Raw genomic sequence first — 17,417 nt, 5'->3', positions numbered from 1 at the left:
CGACTCCGCGGCAATTACGCGCTTTGTTGCGCCTCTGACGTTTGGAGAGTTCCAGCGACGGGCGCGGCCGTGCTCTTTGAAGCAGCTTTGCGCATCGGTGCTTTTCTTGCCGTCTTCACAGCGCTTTTGCGGCCGGTGGTTTTCTTCACCGCGGCTTTCCGGCTTGCCGGGGTCGCGCTTCTGGCTGCGGTCTTTTTCGCGGCCGTCTTGCGAGTCGCTTTTTTCGCCACGGCTTTTTTCGCCGCGCTCTTCTTGCCTACCGCACTCGCGGTCGCTTTCGCCTGACCGCTCTTTGCCGCCGCTTTCGCCGCTTTCGGAGCGGCGGCCGCCGTCGCGCCATCGATCAGGAATTTGCTGCGGTCCTTGACGGACGCGAGCCATGCCGGCGCCGGACCGCGGCCGCTCCATGTCGCGCCGCTTTTCGGATCCAGGTACTTCGGCGGCTGTGCGCCTTTCGGCTGACCTTTCCCGAGCTTCGCGGCGGGCGCAGCCGCGGATTTGCTTTCGCTCGCAGCGTCGATCAGGAACACCGTGCGGTCCTTCGCACCGGCGATCCAGCCAGGCGCGCGGCCGTGACCTGTCCAGGTTGCGCCGGTTTTATCGTCGCGGTACTTCGGCGGCGTTGCCGACCCGGCGGCTTTGCTCGCGCCTGCGGGCCTTCCCCGACCCGTACCGGCATTGCCATTCAGCGTGGCGCGTCGTGCCTTTGCCTGTGCTTCGATATCGGCAGTCGTGAGACCGTGCTTGAGCATCAACTGGCGAATCTGGTCGACCGCGGCTTGTGCTTTTTTGGCAATGAGAACGTCGGCTTGCGCCTGGAGCTTCTTAAGCTTTGCTTGGATTTGCTCTAACGAAGGCATTTGACTGCTCCTTATGTGGTAATCGTCGAACTATGCCATGAATAGCGGAAGAAAGGCAGTCTATTGACCTATCCTGAGCTTCAATACATCGATAGGACCGCTGATCCGGCGTTCAAATGACAAAGCTGTCAGGTTTTCTACCGGGTCGTCGAAGCTTTCTTCCTTTCCCTTCCTTCGTGATTCTTCTTTTTCATTTCGGTTCCACCACTCAGATAGGTGTAAAAACGACGACCTGGCGATCGGCAATGTACCTCACACTCCGCATAAAGCGGTAGTGTTGTCCGTCCGCCGTTATCCGGTTCAGGCCCAGACGGGTCAGTACCAGCATTTCATCTGCCTGGAAAGCGTCGACGACACCGGAATCCGTTAAATCCTCCAATGCACCGGACGGATTCCCGACATAAACGCTGCGCGCCTGCTTGCCGATCCGCATGACGACCACGCTTTTTCCCTCGTCGAGCGCCAATTCGAGAAAGCTCGCGAGCGTGCGCAACGACTCCGGCGTGCACGTCCTGGTCTGATAGATCGCTGCATTCGATCGTGTCATTTGTGTTTCCCCGTCATCCGCATCGGCGGCACAAGGGCGCAGCCGCGCTTTCTGGCATTAGTCGCTTCTACTATAGGCAAGCATTTGAATATTCAAAGGAGCGTGGTCCATTTTTTATTTCAAAAACGGTCATTTTTCGCGGTCGGCTATAGCGAACAGATTCAAGCGTGTGCGAAACACCACTGACGATGCTTGGCAACACACCGCCGCCGCTTCCGTAACGTGCCGTTACCGATCTTGCAACGCCTGTTGCGCCTGCACCAGCCCCGTCCATTTACACTTCCTGTTCGTGCCGGCGGTGGAGGTATAGCCAATAGAGAATCGTTTGTCAGCCGCCATGCACGCGGCGGCTATTGAAAAAGACGCCAGGCCACCCTATTTTGGATCCACTCAAACACGATGGTACTTACAATGAAAGCTGGCTTTATCAGGACCGCCCTCGGGGCAATGGCAGTCTCTTTGGCAATGGCCGGCACCGCTAACGCGGCCGGTTGCATGAAAGGAGCCGTAGTGGGCGGCGTCGCCGGGCACTATGCGGGACATCATGCGGTGGTCGGCGCGGTCGGCGGCTGTATCGTCGGACGGCATATGGCCAAAAAGCACGCCGAAGAACAGCAGGCGGCGGCTCAGGCTGCGCCGCATCAGCAAGCCAGAATGCAGTAACTGGGCAAAGGCGGGCGTCGCCGCAAACGTTCGCACGGGGGTTTTGAAACCGTGTTCGCGGCACTCAGGCAATCCGCAATCCGCGCGCGGGCAAGATCTCCTGAGTGGTCACGAAACGGTGCTGTTTGACCGCGTCGTGAAAGAGGCGGTAGTCGCTCTTCTCGAAGGCGGTCGTCCACTCCGGTCTGTCCCCGGTGTCGTCATCGCACAACAAACCGGTGGCCTGGTACTTCCACGAACCGTGTCCTTTGGCGATATAGCCGGGCACGGGTTCTTTCAAGCCCGGAATACGGCCGGCATTCACCCATTCGCAAACGGTTCTCAGACGCAGGTTGTCGTCGAGTTCGCGGTTCGTATCGAGCAGTCGGGTCAGCGCGTCTTTTGCGTCGTCCGGCATGCCGGGCTGGCTTTCGAAATCTTCACGTCCGGCCAGATAAGCTCGCACGACACGACAACTCATATCCGCCGCCTGCACGAAATCCGGCAAATTATGTCGCGAGATGAAGTGATTGTGGCCGTCGATGTAATGCCACCGTGCCCACGCCTGGTCGGGATAATGGAGTGCGGCGCCGTGGCCGACCGGCAACGCGATCGTCAGAACGTCCTGCTCGACATGCTCGATCAGATGCGCGACCGCCAGTTCGAGGCTCGCGAGCCAGCCCTTGCGCGTGCAATCCTGCGCTTCGAGAAGATGCACGCGATTCCACGGGCTTTCGATGCCCGCGAATCCCTGGTGCGCCCAGGTATCGACATACGTATGAAGCGTCACGCCGAGCCGGTGCAACGCGGTTCCCGAGTCGCGCTGTCGGATCGCGCGCCGCACGACTTCACGCGCGACTTCGCTATCGGGCCGGCAAATCGCCTTTTCCTCCAGACTTTCTCCAACGCCAGCCGGCAGAAAATGGAACGGCGTCCACACGAGCCGATTCAGGTCGTTTTCGGCATTGGCGTAATCGAATAACTTGTGCGCGGTCGCGAATCGCTCGAAAGTCTCGCCGCCTTTGAACCGCAGTATTCCGCTCGTCGTAGCGTCGTCGACGTATTGGCAGGCATGCGCGACGGTTTGCGCATCGCCGGCCGTCATGCCGCCGACGCGCGCGGCAATGTAGACCACGCCGTAATGAAAGTCGATGTTCATGGCAAGTGCTCCTGGCGCGCATAATCACGGCCGGTTCGTGGCCGGCGATAGGGCGAGACGGATACAGGGAGCTGCGCGTGAGTAGATAGTAGACGAGCGAGCGTCTCGCGCCTTGAAAAAACCTGCGTTCCGGGCGCGCTTTTGCACGTTTCGCGCCACGCGACTATTCGGGCTACTGAAGGAAACCCAGCCGGCGCCGGTGAGATGCGACCCGTCGGCACGGCAAGCCGCCGGTCAATCAGGCGCAAAAAACTTAACCCGGCCTGATCGGCGCCGCTCAGGTCAAATGGGTAACGGACAGACGACTATTCCAGTGCTGGTTCAGATACTCGAGCGCGAACAGCCGGTGACAATGATGTGGTAAATGTTCACTGCACAGCAGGCACCCCGATTCGAATAGCGCGATATCCAGATTGCTTTCCACGCGGCGGCGCGCGATGAGGTCGAAATATTCTTCGCGAAAGTTCTCCCAGCTCAATTGCTTGCCCTGGTAGCGTTTGAGCAGTTCCGGCTCGGGAGCCAGTTCCGGTATTTCCACGTACGCCGCATTGCACAACTGGTCGAGAAAGTAAGGCAAATCCTGTTTTTTCGCAAAGCCAGCGAGTTGCGACGTGTTGTTGAGGCGGACGTCGAGCACCGTGCGCACATGGGCGTCCTTCAACAAACCGAAGAACTTCTGGGCGCTCTTGCCGGTAAAGCCAATGCTCGCGACCGGCACCTCACTTTTGTCACGTTTCATGGTGAATCCCCTCGCGGGCCATTCGGCGCCCATAAAAAGAGCCTCGCTGCGATTGGCGCAGCGAGGCTCGGGTCTCAGAGCATCTTTAACGCAGCTCGCGCGCTTTTACTTGACGATGTCGACCAGTTCGACTTCGAAGGTCAGATCGGTATTCGGCGGAATCGGGCCGACGCCGCGATCGCCGTATGCGGTCGCCGCCGGGCACGTGAGTCGCGCCTTGCCCCCAACTTTCATCTTCTGCACGCCTTGCGTCCAGCACGGAATCACGCGATTGAGCGGGAACGTGGCCGGGCCGCCGTGCTTGGCCGAACTATCGAATTCGGTGCCGTTGGGCAGCGTGCCGCGATAGTTGACCTTTACCACGTCCGTCGCGGACGGTTGCGGGCCCGTGCCTTGCGTCAGATGTTGGACGATGACGCCGGACGGCAGCGTCTCCGTGGTCGGCGCGGCAGCCATCGCCGTCGAGGACAGAACGGCTGCGGCCAGCAAAGCAACGAGTGATTTCAAAGCCAATCTCCAGTGGTGTGGTCCGATCGATTGTAACGGATCGGATGTCGGCCGAGGCTCCGAGGCATTGCCGATCCAGGGCGTTGCGCGCATATCGGGAACGTCGCTGAACCGCCGCGCGACCGCGCGGTCCACATCAACATCCGGCGCAAGTCGCCGGCACGCGAATCCGCCACACCCGTTGACGAAAGCGCTTTCGATGACCGAGCCGGCCCACTCCGACGACCCCGCCCACGACTCCACCGTCGCGCCAGCGGCCGACGACGAGCGCGTTCGCGCGCCGAGGCCGCGCCGGATTCCGCGCAGCCGGGCGCAACGGGCGCGGCTCGATGCGCGCGAACCCGCTTTCGAGCCGCTACCGTTTCCCTCGTACTCACCCGACGACGCGCGCCGCCCGTTCGCGGACAAACTCGACGCATGGTTCGCCGCGCGCCGTTGGCAACCGTTCGAGTTTCAACGCGAAGTGTGGCGCAACATCGCCGCCGGCGCGAGTGGCGTGCTGCACGCAAGCACCGGCGCCGGCAAAACCTGGGCCGTGTGGTTCGGCGCGCTCGCCGCGTTCGCGAGTGCATCGTCAACGCCGCGCCAGCATCCCGAACCGCTGACCGTACTTTGGATCACGCCGATGCGCGCGCTCGCGGCCGACACCGCGCGCGCGTTGCAAAGCTCCGCAGCCGAACTCGCCGTACCGTGGAGCGTCGGTCTGCGGACCGGCGATACGTCGGCCGCCGAACGCGAGCGACAGAACCGGCGCATGCCGTCCGCACTCGTCACGACGCCCGAGAGTCTGACGCTGATCCTGACGCGCGCCGATGCGCGCGAAGTACTGGCTCAGGTGCGGCTCGTGATCGTCGACGAATGGCATGAACTGCTCGGCAACAAACGCGGCACGCAGACGCAACTCGCGCTCGCGCGTCTCACGCATTGGCGGCCCGGCTTGCAGGTGTGGGGGCTGTCGGCAACGCTCGGCAATCTGTCGTTCGCGACCGAGGTAGGTACGCGAGTGGGTCGAACGGGGGTTGAAGAACGGCTTGCTAAAGGTTGTCGTGTGTACGTCGAGTCTCGATCTCGGCGTCGATTTTCTGCCGGTGGAACGCGTGTTCCAGATCGGCTCGCCGAAAGGCGTCGCGCGTTTGATCCAACGCGCGGGTCGCTCGGGACATGCGCCTGGTTTGCCGTCGCGCGTGACGATCGTGCCGACGCATGCGCTCGAATTGATCGAAGCGGCGGCCGCGCGTGATGCCGTCGACAAACGGCAGATCGAGAGCCGCGATACGCCGCAAAAGCCGCTCGACGTGCTGGTGCAGCATCTGGTCACCGTGGCGATCGGCGGTGGCTTCGACGCGCGCGAGCTGCACGATGAAACTCTGCAGACCTATGCATATCGCGATCTGACGCAGCAGGAGTTCGACTGGGCGCTGGGATTCGTCGAAGGTGGGGGCGCGACGCTGCGCGCGTATCCCGACTACCATCGCGTCGCGCGCGACAGCGACGGACTGTACCGCGTCCCGCGCAACGATCTGGCGCGCCGGCATCGCAACAACATCGGCACGATCGTCGCGAACGGCACGTTGAACGTTGCGTATCTATCGGGCGGACGCATTGGTGCGATCGAGGAATCGTTCATTTCGCGGCTCAAGCCCGGCGAGGTGTTTACGTTCGGCGGCCGCGCGCTCGAACTGATTCGCGTGCAGGACATGACGGCGTGGGTGCGGCGTGCGCGCTCATCCCGAGGCGCAATGCCGCAATGGGCTGGCAGCCGCATGCCGCTGTCCTCCAAACTGGCCGACGCGCCATTCGATTGGGATGCGCAATTACAGAATGGCCTGCTTTCACCTGAAGAGCTCGATCACGACATTCTCGCGAGCCTCAATTCGTCCGAGCTCTCTTTGCGACGTTTTCGCGAGATTGCGCGGGTGTCGGGACTCGTCTTCCTGGCGCATCCTGGGCAGCAGAAATGCGCGCGGCAATTGCAGGCGTCGAGCGGGCTTTTCTACGAGATCTTTCGTCAGCACGATCGCGGCAATCTTCTGCTCGGTCAGGCCGATACCGAAGTACTGCTGCAGGAACTCGACGTACGGCGCATTCGTATTGCGCACGAACGAATGAACGCGAGCCGCGTCGTGCTCACGCAGCCGAAGAAGCCGACGCCGTTCGCGTTTCCGTTGATCGTCGGACGCCTGCGCGAAAAAGTCAGCACCGAGAAGCTCGCGGATCGCGTCGAGCGACTGCTCGCCGAACTCGAAAAGGCGGCGCGACGATGAAGCCGACTTCGCTTGCGATCGACGTCGGCGGGCAAGCTCTCGTGCTGTCGAGCTTGCACGCGTGTTTCGTTCCGGTGTTGCGTGCTCTTTTTATCGCCGATGCGCATTTCGGCAAGGACGCGGTGTTTCGCGCGCGCGGCATCCCGGTGCCGGTTGGTTCGACCGCGGAGAATCTGCTTCGGATCGATCGTCTGATCGACGAGTTCCAGCCGGCGACGTTGGTGTTTCTCGGCGATCTGCTGCACGCGCGCGAGTCGCTGTCGACGCTCACGCTCGATGCGTTGCATGCGTGGCGCGTGCGGCATGCGTCGATGCGCGTGGTGCTCGTCGAAAGCAATCACGATCGGCATGCGGGTGCGTTGCCGCACACGTTGGAAGTCGAGTCGGTGCGCGAGCCGTGGCATATCGGGGCGTGGGCGCTGTGCCATCACCCGCATTCGGTCGATCACGCTTATGTGCTCGCGGGGCATGTGCATCCGGTCTACCGGATTGCGACGCGGACGGATTCGGCGCGCGTGCCGTGTTTTCGCTTTGGGATCGATCGTGGGGTGCTGCCGGCGTTCGGGAGTTTTACCGGAGGGGCGCGTGAGACGGGGCGCGTTCTGGGGAGAGGATTTTTCTGGTGGTGCAGGAGCAGGTGATCGAGTTGAGGAGTTGAGTGGACGGTGGGGGCCGTCCACTTTGTTGTCTGGTTGGGTGTGCTTGTTTTGCTACCGATCGTCTGCGGCGCTTGATCAGGTTCGGTGTGGAGGCCGGACGATACCGCGGCCCCCCGCGTCCGGAGGGAGCCCCGCGGATCGCGCGGGACTCCTGCCAACAGTTAGTGGTTGCCACCGCCGTGGCCGCCGTTGCCGGAGCCACCGCCACCGTAGCCGCCACCGTGGCCGCCGAAGCCTCCGTGGCCGCCGAAGCCTCCGCGGCCTCCGTTGCCCGGGCCGCCGCTGCCTTGGCCGCCGTCGCTGCCTCGACCGCCATCGCCATGAGCGCCGTCACCGTGGCCGCCATCGCCATGACCGCTGGCGCCATGACCGCCATCGCCATGGCCACCGTCGCCATGACCGCCGTCACCGTGGCCGCCGTCGCCATGACCGCTGGCGCCATGACCGCCATCGCCATGGCCGCCGTCACCGTGGCCACCGTCGCCATGACCGCTGGCGCCGTGACCGCCATCGCCATGGCTGCCGTCACCGTGGCCACCGTCGCCATGACCGCTGGCGCCGTGACCGCCATCGCCATGGCCGCCGTCACCGTGACCACCATCGCCATGGCCGCCATCGCCATGACCGTTGGCGCCGTGACTGCCATCGCCATGGCCGCCGTCACCGCGGCCACCGTCACCGCGGCCACCGTCACCATGACCACCGTCACCGTGGCCGCCATCGCCATGGCCGCCATCGCCATGGCTGCCGTCACCGTGACCACCGTCACCATGACCGCCGTCACCGTGGCCGCCATCGCCATGACCGCTGGCGCCGTGACCGCCATCGCCATGGCCGCCGTCACCGTGACCGCCATCGCCGTGGCCGCTGCCATCACCGTGACCACCGTCCCCATGACCGCCATCGCCGTGGCCGCTGCCATCACCGTGACCACCGTCCCCATGACCGCCATCGCCGTGGCCGCCATCGCCGTGGCCGCTGCCATCACCGTGACCACCGTCCCCATGACCGCTATCGCCGTGGCCGCCATCGCCATGACCGCTGGCGCCGTGACCGCCATCGCCATGGCCGCCGTCACCGCGACCACCGTCACCATGACCGCCGTCACCGTGACCACCGTCACCATGACCGCCGTCACCGTGGCCGCCATCGCCATGACCGCTGGCGCCGTGACCGCCATCGCCGTGGCCGCCGTCACCGTGACCGCCATCGCCGTGGCCGCTGCCATCACCGTGACCACCGTCCCCATGACTGCCATCGCCGTGACCGCTGGCGCCGTGACCATGACCGCCATCGCCGTCACCATCACCGCCGTGGCCATGACCATGACCGCCATCGCCGTCACCATCACCGCCGTGGCCATGACCATGACCGCCATCGCCGTCACCATCACCGCCGTGGCCATGACCATGACCGCCATCGCCGTCACCATCACCACCGTGGCCATGACCATGACCGCCGTCGCCGTCACCATCACCGCCGTGGCCATGACCATGACCGCCATCGCCGTCACCATCACCGCCGTGGCCATGACCATGACCGCCGTCGCCGTCACCATCACCGCCGTGGCCATGACCATGACCGCCGTCGCCGTCACCATCACCGCCGTGGCCATGACCGCCGTCACCGTCACCATCACCGCCGTGCCCATGGCCATGGCCATGTCCATGCCCATGTCCACCGTCCCCACCATCCCCGCCGCTATCACTGCCAGTACCGCCATTCCCCGATCCGTCACCGCCACCACCGCCACCGCTACCACCGCCACCGCTACCACCGCCACCGCTACCACCGCCGCCATTACCGTTGCCGCCGGAACCGCCATTGCCGTTGTTGCCGCCGGTATTTCCCGAGCCCACCCCGCCCGGGCCGGCATTAGCCGAGCTATTTCCGCCACTGCTGCTCGCGCCCGCGCCCGTCGACGACGTCCCGTTGCCCGCTGGCGATCCAGTGGTCGACGTCGAGCCGAGCCCCGCCGCCGCGACGCCGAAGCCACCCGACCCGAGCCGCCCGCCTCCCTGCGACGTGCAGCCCGGCCCACCGCCCGACGGACATTCGCCGAACGCGCCCACATCGGCGAGCACCATCACTCCGCGATTCGTTTCCGGCGCGGCGGTGCTCCCCGAATTCGTCTGCGCACCCGCCATCGCCGCATAAAGACTCACCGCGACTGCTAAAGCCGCCCGTCGCGTTCCTAATATCCACGCGTCCCCGTTTTGCTTTTTCATTTCAAATCTCCTGATTATTTCCCCAGAGCGACCGGTCCAATTAGCGAGCGAATCTCCACTCACCAGGAAAACGAAAAATTCAAAGCCTCTGTGCAGCTTCGCTTTATGCGAATTAAAATGCCCCGCACTAAACGCTTCTCTCGCGGAAAATCCCCGGTCCGATTTGACGTGATTCGAGAGGATTGGCTGACCGTGCGCGCACATCATCGTCAGAGCGGCACAGCGAGGTTTGATGGATCTTCAAGTTATTCGCAGCGCAATCGCGCGACCGTGCGCTAGGCCACCCAATGCGATATCGCCGACACGGCCTGCCAGGCGGCGTTAATCGACTAAGAGCCTGCCAAATCCGCTAATACATATGCTTCATACAGGTAGTGAAAACTATCGCTCTCGGTGTAATCGAATCGACAGAACGATTAAGCAGCCGTGATTTTATAGGACGAATTAAGGCTATTTACACACCGGGAGTTTTTTATTCATGTGGCCATTCGCACATAAAAACGGAAATGGAAAAGCCGAATGAGAGCAATCCGATAGACAACTCAAAGAAAATCACCGAAACGCACGCGCGGAACATTGCGCATCGTTGCGCAGCGCCGATGTATCGGGAAATTGCTGCCGCGATGTGCGCTACCTCGCACAGTCGTCGCTCGCGTGCGTCAGGCGCAGGCGAGCCCGACCCCACGGCAGGCGCAAAGTGTCGCGGCACAACCACCAGCGCGTCAGATAACCAACACATCAGCACGCGCGCTTTTTCCGAAGCATTTCCACCATCTTCGGCGGATACGCCCGCGCATCGTCGCTGCCGTGCCCGCCAAAAGCCTGTGCCGCGAGCCACCGCGCGGGATTGCCCACAGACGCGGGTAAACCTGTGTTTGACTTCGACGCGCCGCCCCGTTTACTGCACGCAGCCGAACCTCTCAATCCGCTTTCATTCACCGCCCGCGTCTAGTTTGGTCTGCTGAGTGTGTCCTGCGAGCGCCTTTCCCTGTCCGACGAGGTACATCATGGTTACTATCTCCAGCAGCGCGGTCGACGAATTCAAATCCGGCTTGCGCGGCCAGCTTCTGCTGCCCGACACGCCGGGTTTCGACACGGCACGCAGCATCTGGAACGCGATGATCGACCGTTCTCCCGCGATGATCCTGCGCTGCGCGGGCGTCGCCGACGTGCGCCGCGGCGTCGCCTTCGCGCGTGACAACGGCCTGCCGCTCGCAATGCGCGGCGGCGGCCACAACATCGGCGGCAGCGCGCTGTGCGACGACGGGCTCGTGCTCGATCTTTCCGCGATGAAATCGGTGCGCATCGATCCCGACGCGCAGCGCGCGTACGTCGAGCCTGGCGCAACGCTGCACGATCTCGATCACGAAGCGCAGGCCTTCGGACTCGCGACGCCGCTCGGCATCAACTCGACGACCGGCGTCGCGGGTCTGACGCTCGGCGCCGGCTTCGGCTGGCTGAGCCGCCGCTACGGCATGACGATCGACAACCTCGTCGCGGCCGATATCGTCACCGCGGACGGCGCGTTGCGCCATGCGAGCGCCACCGAAAACGACGATCTGTTCTGGGCGATCCGCGGCGGCGGCGGCAATTTCGGCGTCGTCACGCTATTCGAGTTCGCGCTGCATGCGGTCGGGCCGATCGTCTACGGCGGCCTGGTCGTGTTGCCGTTCGCCGACGCCAGGGACGCGCTGATCCAATACCGCAATGCCACGCCCGCGATGCCCGACGAACTGGCCGTGTGGGCGGTCGCGCGGCTTGCGCCGCCGCTGCCGTTCCTGCCGCCCGACGTGCACGGCAAACCGGTGCTCGTGTTCGCGATGTGCTACAACGGCCCGGTCGAAAATGGCCCAGCGGCGGTGGAAGCCGTGCGTGGCTACGGCAAGCCGCTCGGCGAACATCTTGGTCCGATGCCCTACGAAGTGTGGCAGCAGGCCTTCGATCCGCTGCTCACGCCGGGCGCGCGCAATTACTGGAAGTCGCACAACCTAGCCACCATCGACGATGGTCTGATCGACGCGCTGATCCGCGCGATCGACACACTGCCGTCCGCGCAATGCGAAATTTTCTTCGGGCTGATCGGCGCGCAAACGCAGCGCGTGGCGGTCGACGCGACCGCCTACCCGGCTCGCGAGACGCAATACGCGATGAACGTGCACGGCCGCTGGGACGATGCGCGCGACGACGCGCGCTGCGTCGCATGGGCGCGCGACTTTTTCGACGCGTCGCGCCCCTTTGCGCTAGGCAGCGTGTACGTCAACTTCATGACGCAGGAAGAAGGCGGCCGTATCGCCGATGCCTATGGTCCCAACTATGAACGGCTCGTCGCCGTGAAGAACAACTACGATCCGCGCAATCTGTTCCGCCATAACCAGAACATTCGCCCGACGGTGTAGCGGCGAAAAGCGCCCCACTGACACGGCCGCGCCGCCCCGCGCAAGGCGGCGCGGCCGTTGGGCACGTTACCTGCTGCTCCCGCCACGGACCCCCGTCATGCGCGCGTCGCGGCACGCCGGCCTGGTTGCGATAACCGCGCGCACGGAACCTCCCGCGTGCAAATGAGAACAAAGCAAAGCGGGCGATGCGCCGCACTCTTTCATAACGTACAACACGCGTGAGAAACGCAAAGGAAAACCGTCATGCGCAGACGACAATTCATCATGACCGGCAGCGCTGCATTGGCCGTCGCAGGCTTGAGCCTCACCGGTTGCACGACGACTTCGCCGTCCTCGAACGCATCACCGTCGGCCAATGCCGGCAAGCGCGACACGATCAACGCCGGCGTCGACTCGACACTCGCGCGTCTCTACGAAAACGTCGACGGTTCCCGCGAACTGGTTGCGAAAGCGCGCGGCGTGCTGGTGTTTCCGTCGGTGATCTCGGCCGGTTTCTGGATCGGCGCACAGTATGGGGAAGGGGCGTTGCGCGTCGGCGGCCGCACGGTCGGCTACTACAGCACCGCCGCGGGCTCGTTTGGATTGCAGATCGGCGCGCAGTCGAAGGCGCTCGTGTTTCTGTTCATGACGCAGGAAGCGCTCGACGAATTCATGCACAGCCAGGGCTGGGCAGTCGGCGCGGACGCGACCGTCGCCGTGCTGAAGGTCGGCGCGAACGGCGCGGTCGATTCGTCGACCGCGACGAGCCCGGTGCAGGCTTTCGTGCTGACCAACGGCGGACTGATGGCCGGCGTGTCGCTCGAAGGCACGAAGGTGTCGCGGCTGATCATCTGAGCGGGGCTTTCCCAGTTGCGGGGTTGCGGGTATCACTGCGCCGGCAGCGTCAGCGCCGCCACTTCGCAGCGCGGCCATTGCCGCAGCACATCGGGCGCGAGCAGCAGCTTGGCCGCCCGCACGCCCGCGCCCATCACGACCTGCGCGCGCTCCATCACCGCGGCGTCGACGAGGATGCGCCAGTCGGCCGGCAGACCGAATGCGGTGATGCCGCCGAACTCCATCTGGCTATGCTCGACCGCCGCGTCGCGCTTCGCGAATGACAGCCGCTGCGCGCCGAGCGCGGCCTTCACCGCGCCGTTGATGTCGAGCCGCCGCGAGCCGAGCGACACCACCGCCGCGTAGTGCTCGCCACCCTCTTTCTTGTAGCGGATCACGATCGTGTTCGCGCAGTCTTCGAGGCCGAAGCCGTAACGCTCGCTGAATGCGGCGGTGTCGGAGGCGTCGTCGGTGACGGCGAACACCGTGATGCCGTGCGCCGGCAATGGTTCGATGACATGCGCGGGCAGATGCGCGCTCCACTGGCCGCGCTCGATGACGTCCAGTTGCTGTATGAGTTCGTGCGAATGCATGATGAGCGGAAAGGTGACAGTGACCCGCTGCATTCTAGCGGTATGCGCGGGCGGCCGCGAAACGCGCCGCTTAACTTGTATAGTGACGGGCACGAGCTTTGCGGAAGGCAACCAGGCAGACATCGTGAAGGCGCCGTCACGATTCAGACACGATCATGGACATCGACACCCTTTCTCGCGAGCACCTCCAGCAGGCCGCGCGTCATCAGGCCAATTGGGCGATGGGCGCACTGCGGCAGTTCACGGACAACCGCTGTCCGGCGATGGCCGCGAGCATCGCGTTCTATGCGGCGTTCTCGCTCGCGCCGACGCTCGTGATGGTGATCGCGGTGGCCGGCTGGTTCTTCGGCCCGGCGGCCGCGCGCGGCGAACTGTTCGGCCACATCAACGGCCTGATCGGCGACCAGGCCGCGGCCGGCGTGCAAACGATCGTCGAGAACGCGCACCACGCGGGCGCCAAAGGCGGCATCGCGACGATCATTTCGTTTTCGCTGCTGGCGATCGGCGCGTCGGCGACGTTCTCGTCGCTGAACAGCGCGCTCAATATAGTGTGGCCCTACAGCGGGCCGCGTACGTCCAGCGTGCTCGCGCTGGTGCGGGTGCGGCTGATTTCGTTCGGGCTCGTGCTGGGCGTCGCGTTTTTGCTGATCGTGTCGCTGGTGCTCGATACGGTCATCGTCTTTATCGGCAACTGGCTATGGGGTGACTCGCCGTATGTCGTGATCGGCAATCTGCTGCAACTCGGCGTCGGGCTGCTCGTACTAATGTTCGCGTTCGCCGGACTGCTCAAGTTCCTGCCCGATGCGCGGGTGCGGTGGCGCGATGCGCTGGTGGGTGGCGTCGTCGCGGCCGTGCTGTTTACGGCCGGCAAGAAACTGTTCGCGCTCTATCTGGCGCACGCGGGAATGGCCAGCGCGTTCGGCGCGGCCGGCTCGCTCGCGGTGCTGTTGATGTGGCTGTATTTCTCGGCTGTGGTGCTGCTGCTCGGCGCGGAGTTCTCGGCGGCGCGCGGCCGCCTGCACGATCCGCGTGGCGGCTGGGGCATGCAGGGCGACGCACCGCCGGGCAGTCGCGCGAAGCTCGCGTCGGTGCTGGCGGCATCGACGGTCGCGGCGAACGCCGCGCCGTCTGCTGTTACGGCTGCGGGCGTTGCCTGCCGGGCGGCCACGACGCTGCCGGCGGGAATCAGCGCGGCGGCGCAAAAGCGCTCCGCGCATCAGACCGCGGTGGACGTCACCCGCAAGGTGCTCGATGCCGAAGCGCAAGCCACCCGTCTCGCGGCGTCGGCCCTCGTCGAAGCGCGCCGCCAGGCGACGGCCGCCGACCGCTACGTGCGGCGCAACCCGTGGACCTCGGTGCTGCTCGCGGCCGCCGCGGGGCTCGCCGCCGCGGCTGTGGCGCGCTGGGGCGCCGACAGGCGCTGAAAGGGCCGCCACACACCGCGCTCCCCGCGTCGATACTATTAGGAATACACGTGGTTGCGCCTGGACACAACGCGACCCTTCTGTCCAGCCTGTCTAGTCATTTCGTCCGCGTTTTTTATGGTGTGTTCATTCCCCGTCACTATCAACAAATCAACAATAATGCGCACTAGACCAATAAATATTGCGCAAATTGAAATAATTATTGATGGCTTTAAATACAAGGGTTTGCATTGATTGTCAGTTTTTGGCGACACTCTTTTTTTTCCGTTTCTATGCCGCGGAGCCGGTGAGCTATTCTGCTTTCCGCAACAACGAACAATCATTTGCGTGGAGAAATGGATGAAACGAATCACACTGTCTACCCTCTCGCTGGCGCTCTTCGGCGTCGCCGGTATCGCTCACGCGCAAAGCAGCGTGACGCTGTATGGCGTAATCGATGAATCGATCCAGTACGTGAACAACGCTACGCCGCACGGCGGCAGCCTCGTACAACTGTTTGCCGGCAACCTGCAAGGCAACCGTTTCGGCCTGAAGGGCACGGAAGACCTCGGCGGCGGCCTGAAGGCGATTTTCCAGTTGGAAAACGGCTTTGACGTCAACACCGGCAAGCTCGGTCAGGGCGGCCTGATGTTCGGTCGTCAGGCTTACGTCGGTCTGACGGGCGACTCCTGGGGTACGCTGACGGCTGGTCGTCAGTACGACCCGCTGGTCGACATGATCCAGCCGCTGACGGCCGACAACTACTTCGGCAGCACGTTCACTACGCCGGGTGATCTCGACAACAACGACAACAGCTTCCGCGTGAACAACGCAGTCAAGTACGTGTCACCGGTCTGGTCGGGCTTCCAGTTCGAAGGTCTGTACGGTCTGGGCGGCGTCGCAGGCGCGACGGGTTCGGGCCAGACGTGGTCGGGCGCGGCAACGTATGCAACGGGTCCGTTCAGCGTCGCTGCAGGCTACCTGCACGCAAGCAACGCGAGCTCGCTGGCTACGCGTACGGCTGCTGGCGGCTGGGCAGGTACGGCATCGGGCGCCAACTTCGATTCGAATTTCCCGACCTTCGCTGGCATCAACGCGGCTTATGCTGCGTCTAGGTCGATCGGCATCGCTTCGGTCGCGGTTCAGTATGTGACGGGCCCGTGGACGGGTAACCTGTCGTACAGCAACGTGCAGTACAAGCCGGATGCGAATTCGGGCTTCGCGACGACGCAGAAGTACGAAGTGGGTCGCGCGTATTTGGGCTACCAGCTCACGCCGGCAGCGCTGGTGGGTGTTGGCTATGCCTACACGAAGGGTCACGGCGACGCGTCCGCAACGTATAACCAGGTGTCGCTGGGCGGGGATTACTCGCTCTCGAAGCGCACGGACTTCTACGCGGTCGGCGCATGGCAGCATGCAAGCGGCGAACAGCGTGTGCCGGGCGCCGGTGGTGGCCTCGTATCGGCTACGGCTTCGATCGGTTCGTATGGCAACCAGTCGAGCACCAGCAACCAGGTCATGGTCAGCCTCGGTATCCGTCACAAGTTCTAATCGGACTTCGAATCGGACCTGCTACACAGCTGACGCGCTGCGTAGCCAGAGACCAGAAACCAGCCAGAGGCGATGCCGATGGCTGGTTTTTTTTCGTCCTGAGGTTTTGGTACGGGCCCGGGCGAGCCTGACGCGCGCTGCGAACCCAACGCAGCTAGCGCCGCTGCGCCTTGTCCTTGTCGGCCTGCGCGAGTATCTGCGCGGGCCACACGTCGTGCTCATGCTCGACGCCATCGGCGCCTACCGGCGCGCGATATAGCACCAGCGCCCGCTCCGGCTGCAGCGACGGCGCATCCACCGACTGCTGCCAGTCCGGGTCGGGAATCTCGCCGAACACCTGGCGCAGACGCTCGCCCCACGTGCGGTGAATCATGTCGAAGTACGCATTGTCGCGATCGATCGACACGAACCGCGTGACGCGCAGCGCATCCTTCTCGTACACGAGCAGATCGAGCGGCAAGCCCACCGACAGGTTCGAGCGCAGCGTCGAGTCCATCGAGATCAGCGCGGACTTCGCGGCTTCGTCGAGCGGCGTGGACGGCGTCAGCACCCGGTCGATGATCGGCTTGCCATACTTCGCCTCGCCGATCTGGAAATACGGATTCACGGCCGACGCCTCGATGAAATTGCCCGCCGCGTAGATCATGAAGAGGCGCATCCGGTTGCCGGCGATCTGGCCGCCGAGAATGAAGCTGCAGTTGAAGTCGACGCCGAACTTCTGCAGCGCGTCGGCCTCGCGCTCATGCACGCGGCGCACCGCGCTGCCGATTACGCGCGCGGCGTCGGCCATCGTCGGCACGCTCCACAGCGTGGGCTCGCTGGCATCGGCGGGCTCGGAAAGCTCGTGCAGCACCGCCTGCGTGATCGACAGATTGCCGGCGCCAAGCAGCACCAGCAGGCGTTCACCGGGTTGCTCGAACACCGACATCTTGCGCGCGGTACTGATGTGATCGACGCCCGCGTTGGTGCGCGTGTCGGACAGAAAGACGAGGCCGTCGTCGACGGCCATCGCTACGCAGTAAGTCATAAGGATTCCGCGGAAGGCAAGAGAACGGA

Annotated in this window: 13 protein-coding genes and 2 pseudogenes; 8 read left to right on the top strand and 7 right to left on the bottom strand. The window is 63.9% G+C overall.

Annotated elements, in window-relative coordinates:
* Positions 1–14 precede the first annotated feature (14 nt).
* Together OKW43_RS08365 and OKW43_RS08360 are read right to left on the bottom strand one after the other, a co-directional pair.
* Entirely contained in the window at positions 15–860 is an 846-nt protein-coding gene (locus OKW43_RS08365) for an H-NS histone family protein (protein ID WP_187635692.1), read from the bottom strand.
* A 208-nt stretch (positions 861–1,068) separates the two neighbouring features.
* The gene (locus OKW43_RS08360) at positions 1,069–1,407 is read right to left on the bottom strand and encodes a hypothetical protein (RefSeq protein ID WP_429446494.1); all 339 of its coding nucleotides are present in this window, start codon (positions 1,405–1,407) and stop codon (positions 1,069–1,071) included.
* Positions 1,408–1,818: 411 nt separating this feature from the next.
* Here OKW43_RS08360 and OKW43_RS08355 point away from each other — a divergent pair, with 411 nt between their 5' ends.
* Entirely contained in the window at positions 1,819–2,070 is a 252-nt protein-coding gene (locus tag OKW43_RS08355; protein WP_187635691.1) for a hypothetical protein, read from the top strand.
* A 64-nt stretch (positions 2,071–2,134) separates the two neighbouring features.
* Here the strand turns inward: OKW43_RS08355 and OKW43_RS08350 are convergent, their stop codons facing one another.
* The 3 genes from OKW43_RS08350 to OKW43_RS08340 all read right to left on the bottom strand — a co-directional run bounded on the left by OKW43_RS08350 (position 2,135) and on the right by OKW43_RS08340 (position 4,403).
* A complete protein-coding gene (locus OKW43_RS08350) occupies positions 2,135–3,208 on the bottom strand; it encodes a DUF6765 family protein (protein WP_187635690.1) in 1,074 nt (357 codons plus the stop codon).
* Between the two features lie 277 nt (positions 3,209–3,485).
* A complete protein-coding gene (locus OKW43_RS08345) occupies positions 3,486–3,947 on the bottom strand; it encodes a DUF488 family protein (RefSeq protein WP_187635838.1) in 462 nt (153 codons plus the stop codon).
* A 105-nt stretch (positions 3,948–4,052) separates the two neighbouring features.
* On the bottom strand, positions 4,053–4,403 hold the full coding sequence (locus OKW43_RS08340; protein ID WP_246530149.1) for an FKBP-type peptidyl-prolyl cis-trans isomerase: 351 nt from the start codon (positions 4,401–4,403) through the stop codon (positions 4,053–4,055).
* Between the two features lie 250 nt (positions 4,404–4,653).
* Here OKW43_RS08340 and OKW43_RS08335 point away from each other — a divergent pair.
* The 5 genes and pseudogenes from OKW43_RS08335 to OKW43_RS08315 all read left to right on the top strand — a co-directional run bounded on the left by OKW43_RS08335 (position 4,654) and on the right by OKW43_RS08315 (position 12,835).
* Positions 4,654–6,718: pseudogene (locus tag OKW43_RS08335) on the top strand (DEAD/DEAH box helicase).
* Positions 6,715–7,376: pseudogene (gene pdeM / locus OKW43_RS08330) on the top strand (ligase-associated DNA damage response endonuclease PdeM). Before OKW43_RS08335 ends, pdeM begins: the two co-directional pseudogenes overlap by 4 nt.
* A 180-nt stretch (positions 7,377–7,556) precedes the next feature.
* The gene (locus OKW43_RS08325; RefSeq protein ID WP_429446492.1) at positions 7,557–9,554 is read left to right on the top strand and encodes a hypothetical protein; all 1,998 of its coding nucleotides are present in this window, start codon (positions 7,557–7,559) and stop codon (positions 9,552–9,554) included.
* Between the two features lie 1,058 nt (positions 9,555–10,612).
* A complete protein-coding gene (locus tag OKW43_RS08320) occupies positions 10,613–12,001 on the top strand; it encodes an FAD-binding oxidoreductase (protein ID WP_429446490.1) in 1,389 nt (462 codons plus the stop codon).
* Positions 12,002–12,244: 243 nt separating this feature from the next.
* On the top strand, positions 12,245–12,835 hold the full coding sequence (locus OKW43_RS08315; protein ID WP_429446488.1) for a BPSL1445 family SYLF domain-containing lipoprotein: 591 nt from the start codon (positions 12,245–12,247) through the stop codon (positions 12,833–12,835).
* A 32-nt stretch (positions 12,836–12,867) separates the two neighbouring features.
* Here OKW43_RS08315 and OKW43_RS08310 read toward each other — a convergent pair whose 3' ends face one another.
* Positions 12,868–13,407: a YbaK/EbsC family protein gene (locus OKW43_RS08310; protein ID WP_429447365.1), complete on the bottom strand. Its 540-nt coding sequence runs from the start codon at positions 13,405–13,407 to the stop codon at positions 12,868–12,870.
* 155 nt (positions 13,408–13,562) lie between these two features.
* Between OKW43_RS08310 and OKW43_RS08305 the strand changes: the two genes are divergently transcribed.
* Together OKW43_RS08305 and OKW43_RS08300 are read left to right on the top strand one after the other, a co-directional pair.
* Positions 13,563–14,831: a YihY/virulence factor BrkB family protein gene (locus OKW43_RS08305; RefSeq protein WP_429446486.1), complete on the top strand. Its 1,269-nt coding sequence runs from the start codon at positions 13,563–13,565 to the stop codon at positions 14,829–14,831.
* 339 nt (positions 14,832–15,170) lie between these two features.
* On the top strand, positions 15,171–16,361 hold the full coding sequence (locus OKW43_RS08300; RefSeq protein ID WP_429446484.1) for a porin: 1,191 nt from the start codon (positions 15,171–15,173) through the stop codon (positions 16,359–16,361).
* A gap of 154 nt (positions 16,362–16,515) precedes the next feature.
* Here OKW43_RS08300 and OKW43_RS08295 read toward each other — a convergent pair whose 3' ends face one another.
* Positions 16,516–17,388 (bottom strand): proteasome-type protease, encoded by an 873-nt coding sequence (locus OKW43_RS08295; protein ID WP_187637311.1) that lies wholly within the window; start codon positions 17,386–17,388, stop codon positions 16,516–16,518.
* Positions 17,389–17,417 lie beyond the last annotated feature (29 nt).

The organism is Paraburkholderia sp. WC7.3g (genome assembly GCF_050436345.1).
GTDB classification, from domain to species: Bacteria; Pseudomonadota; Gammaproteobacteria; order Burkholderiales; family Burkholderiaceae; genus Paraburkholderia; species Paraburkholderia podalyriae.
Note: the sequence above shows the minus strand (reverse complement) of the source record. Positions and strands in the feature narration are given on the sequence as shown.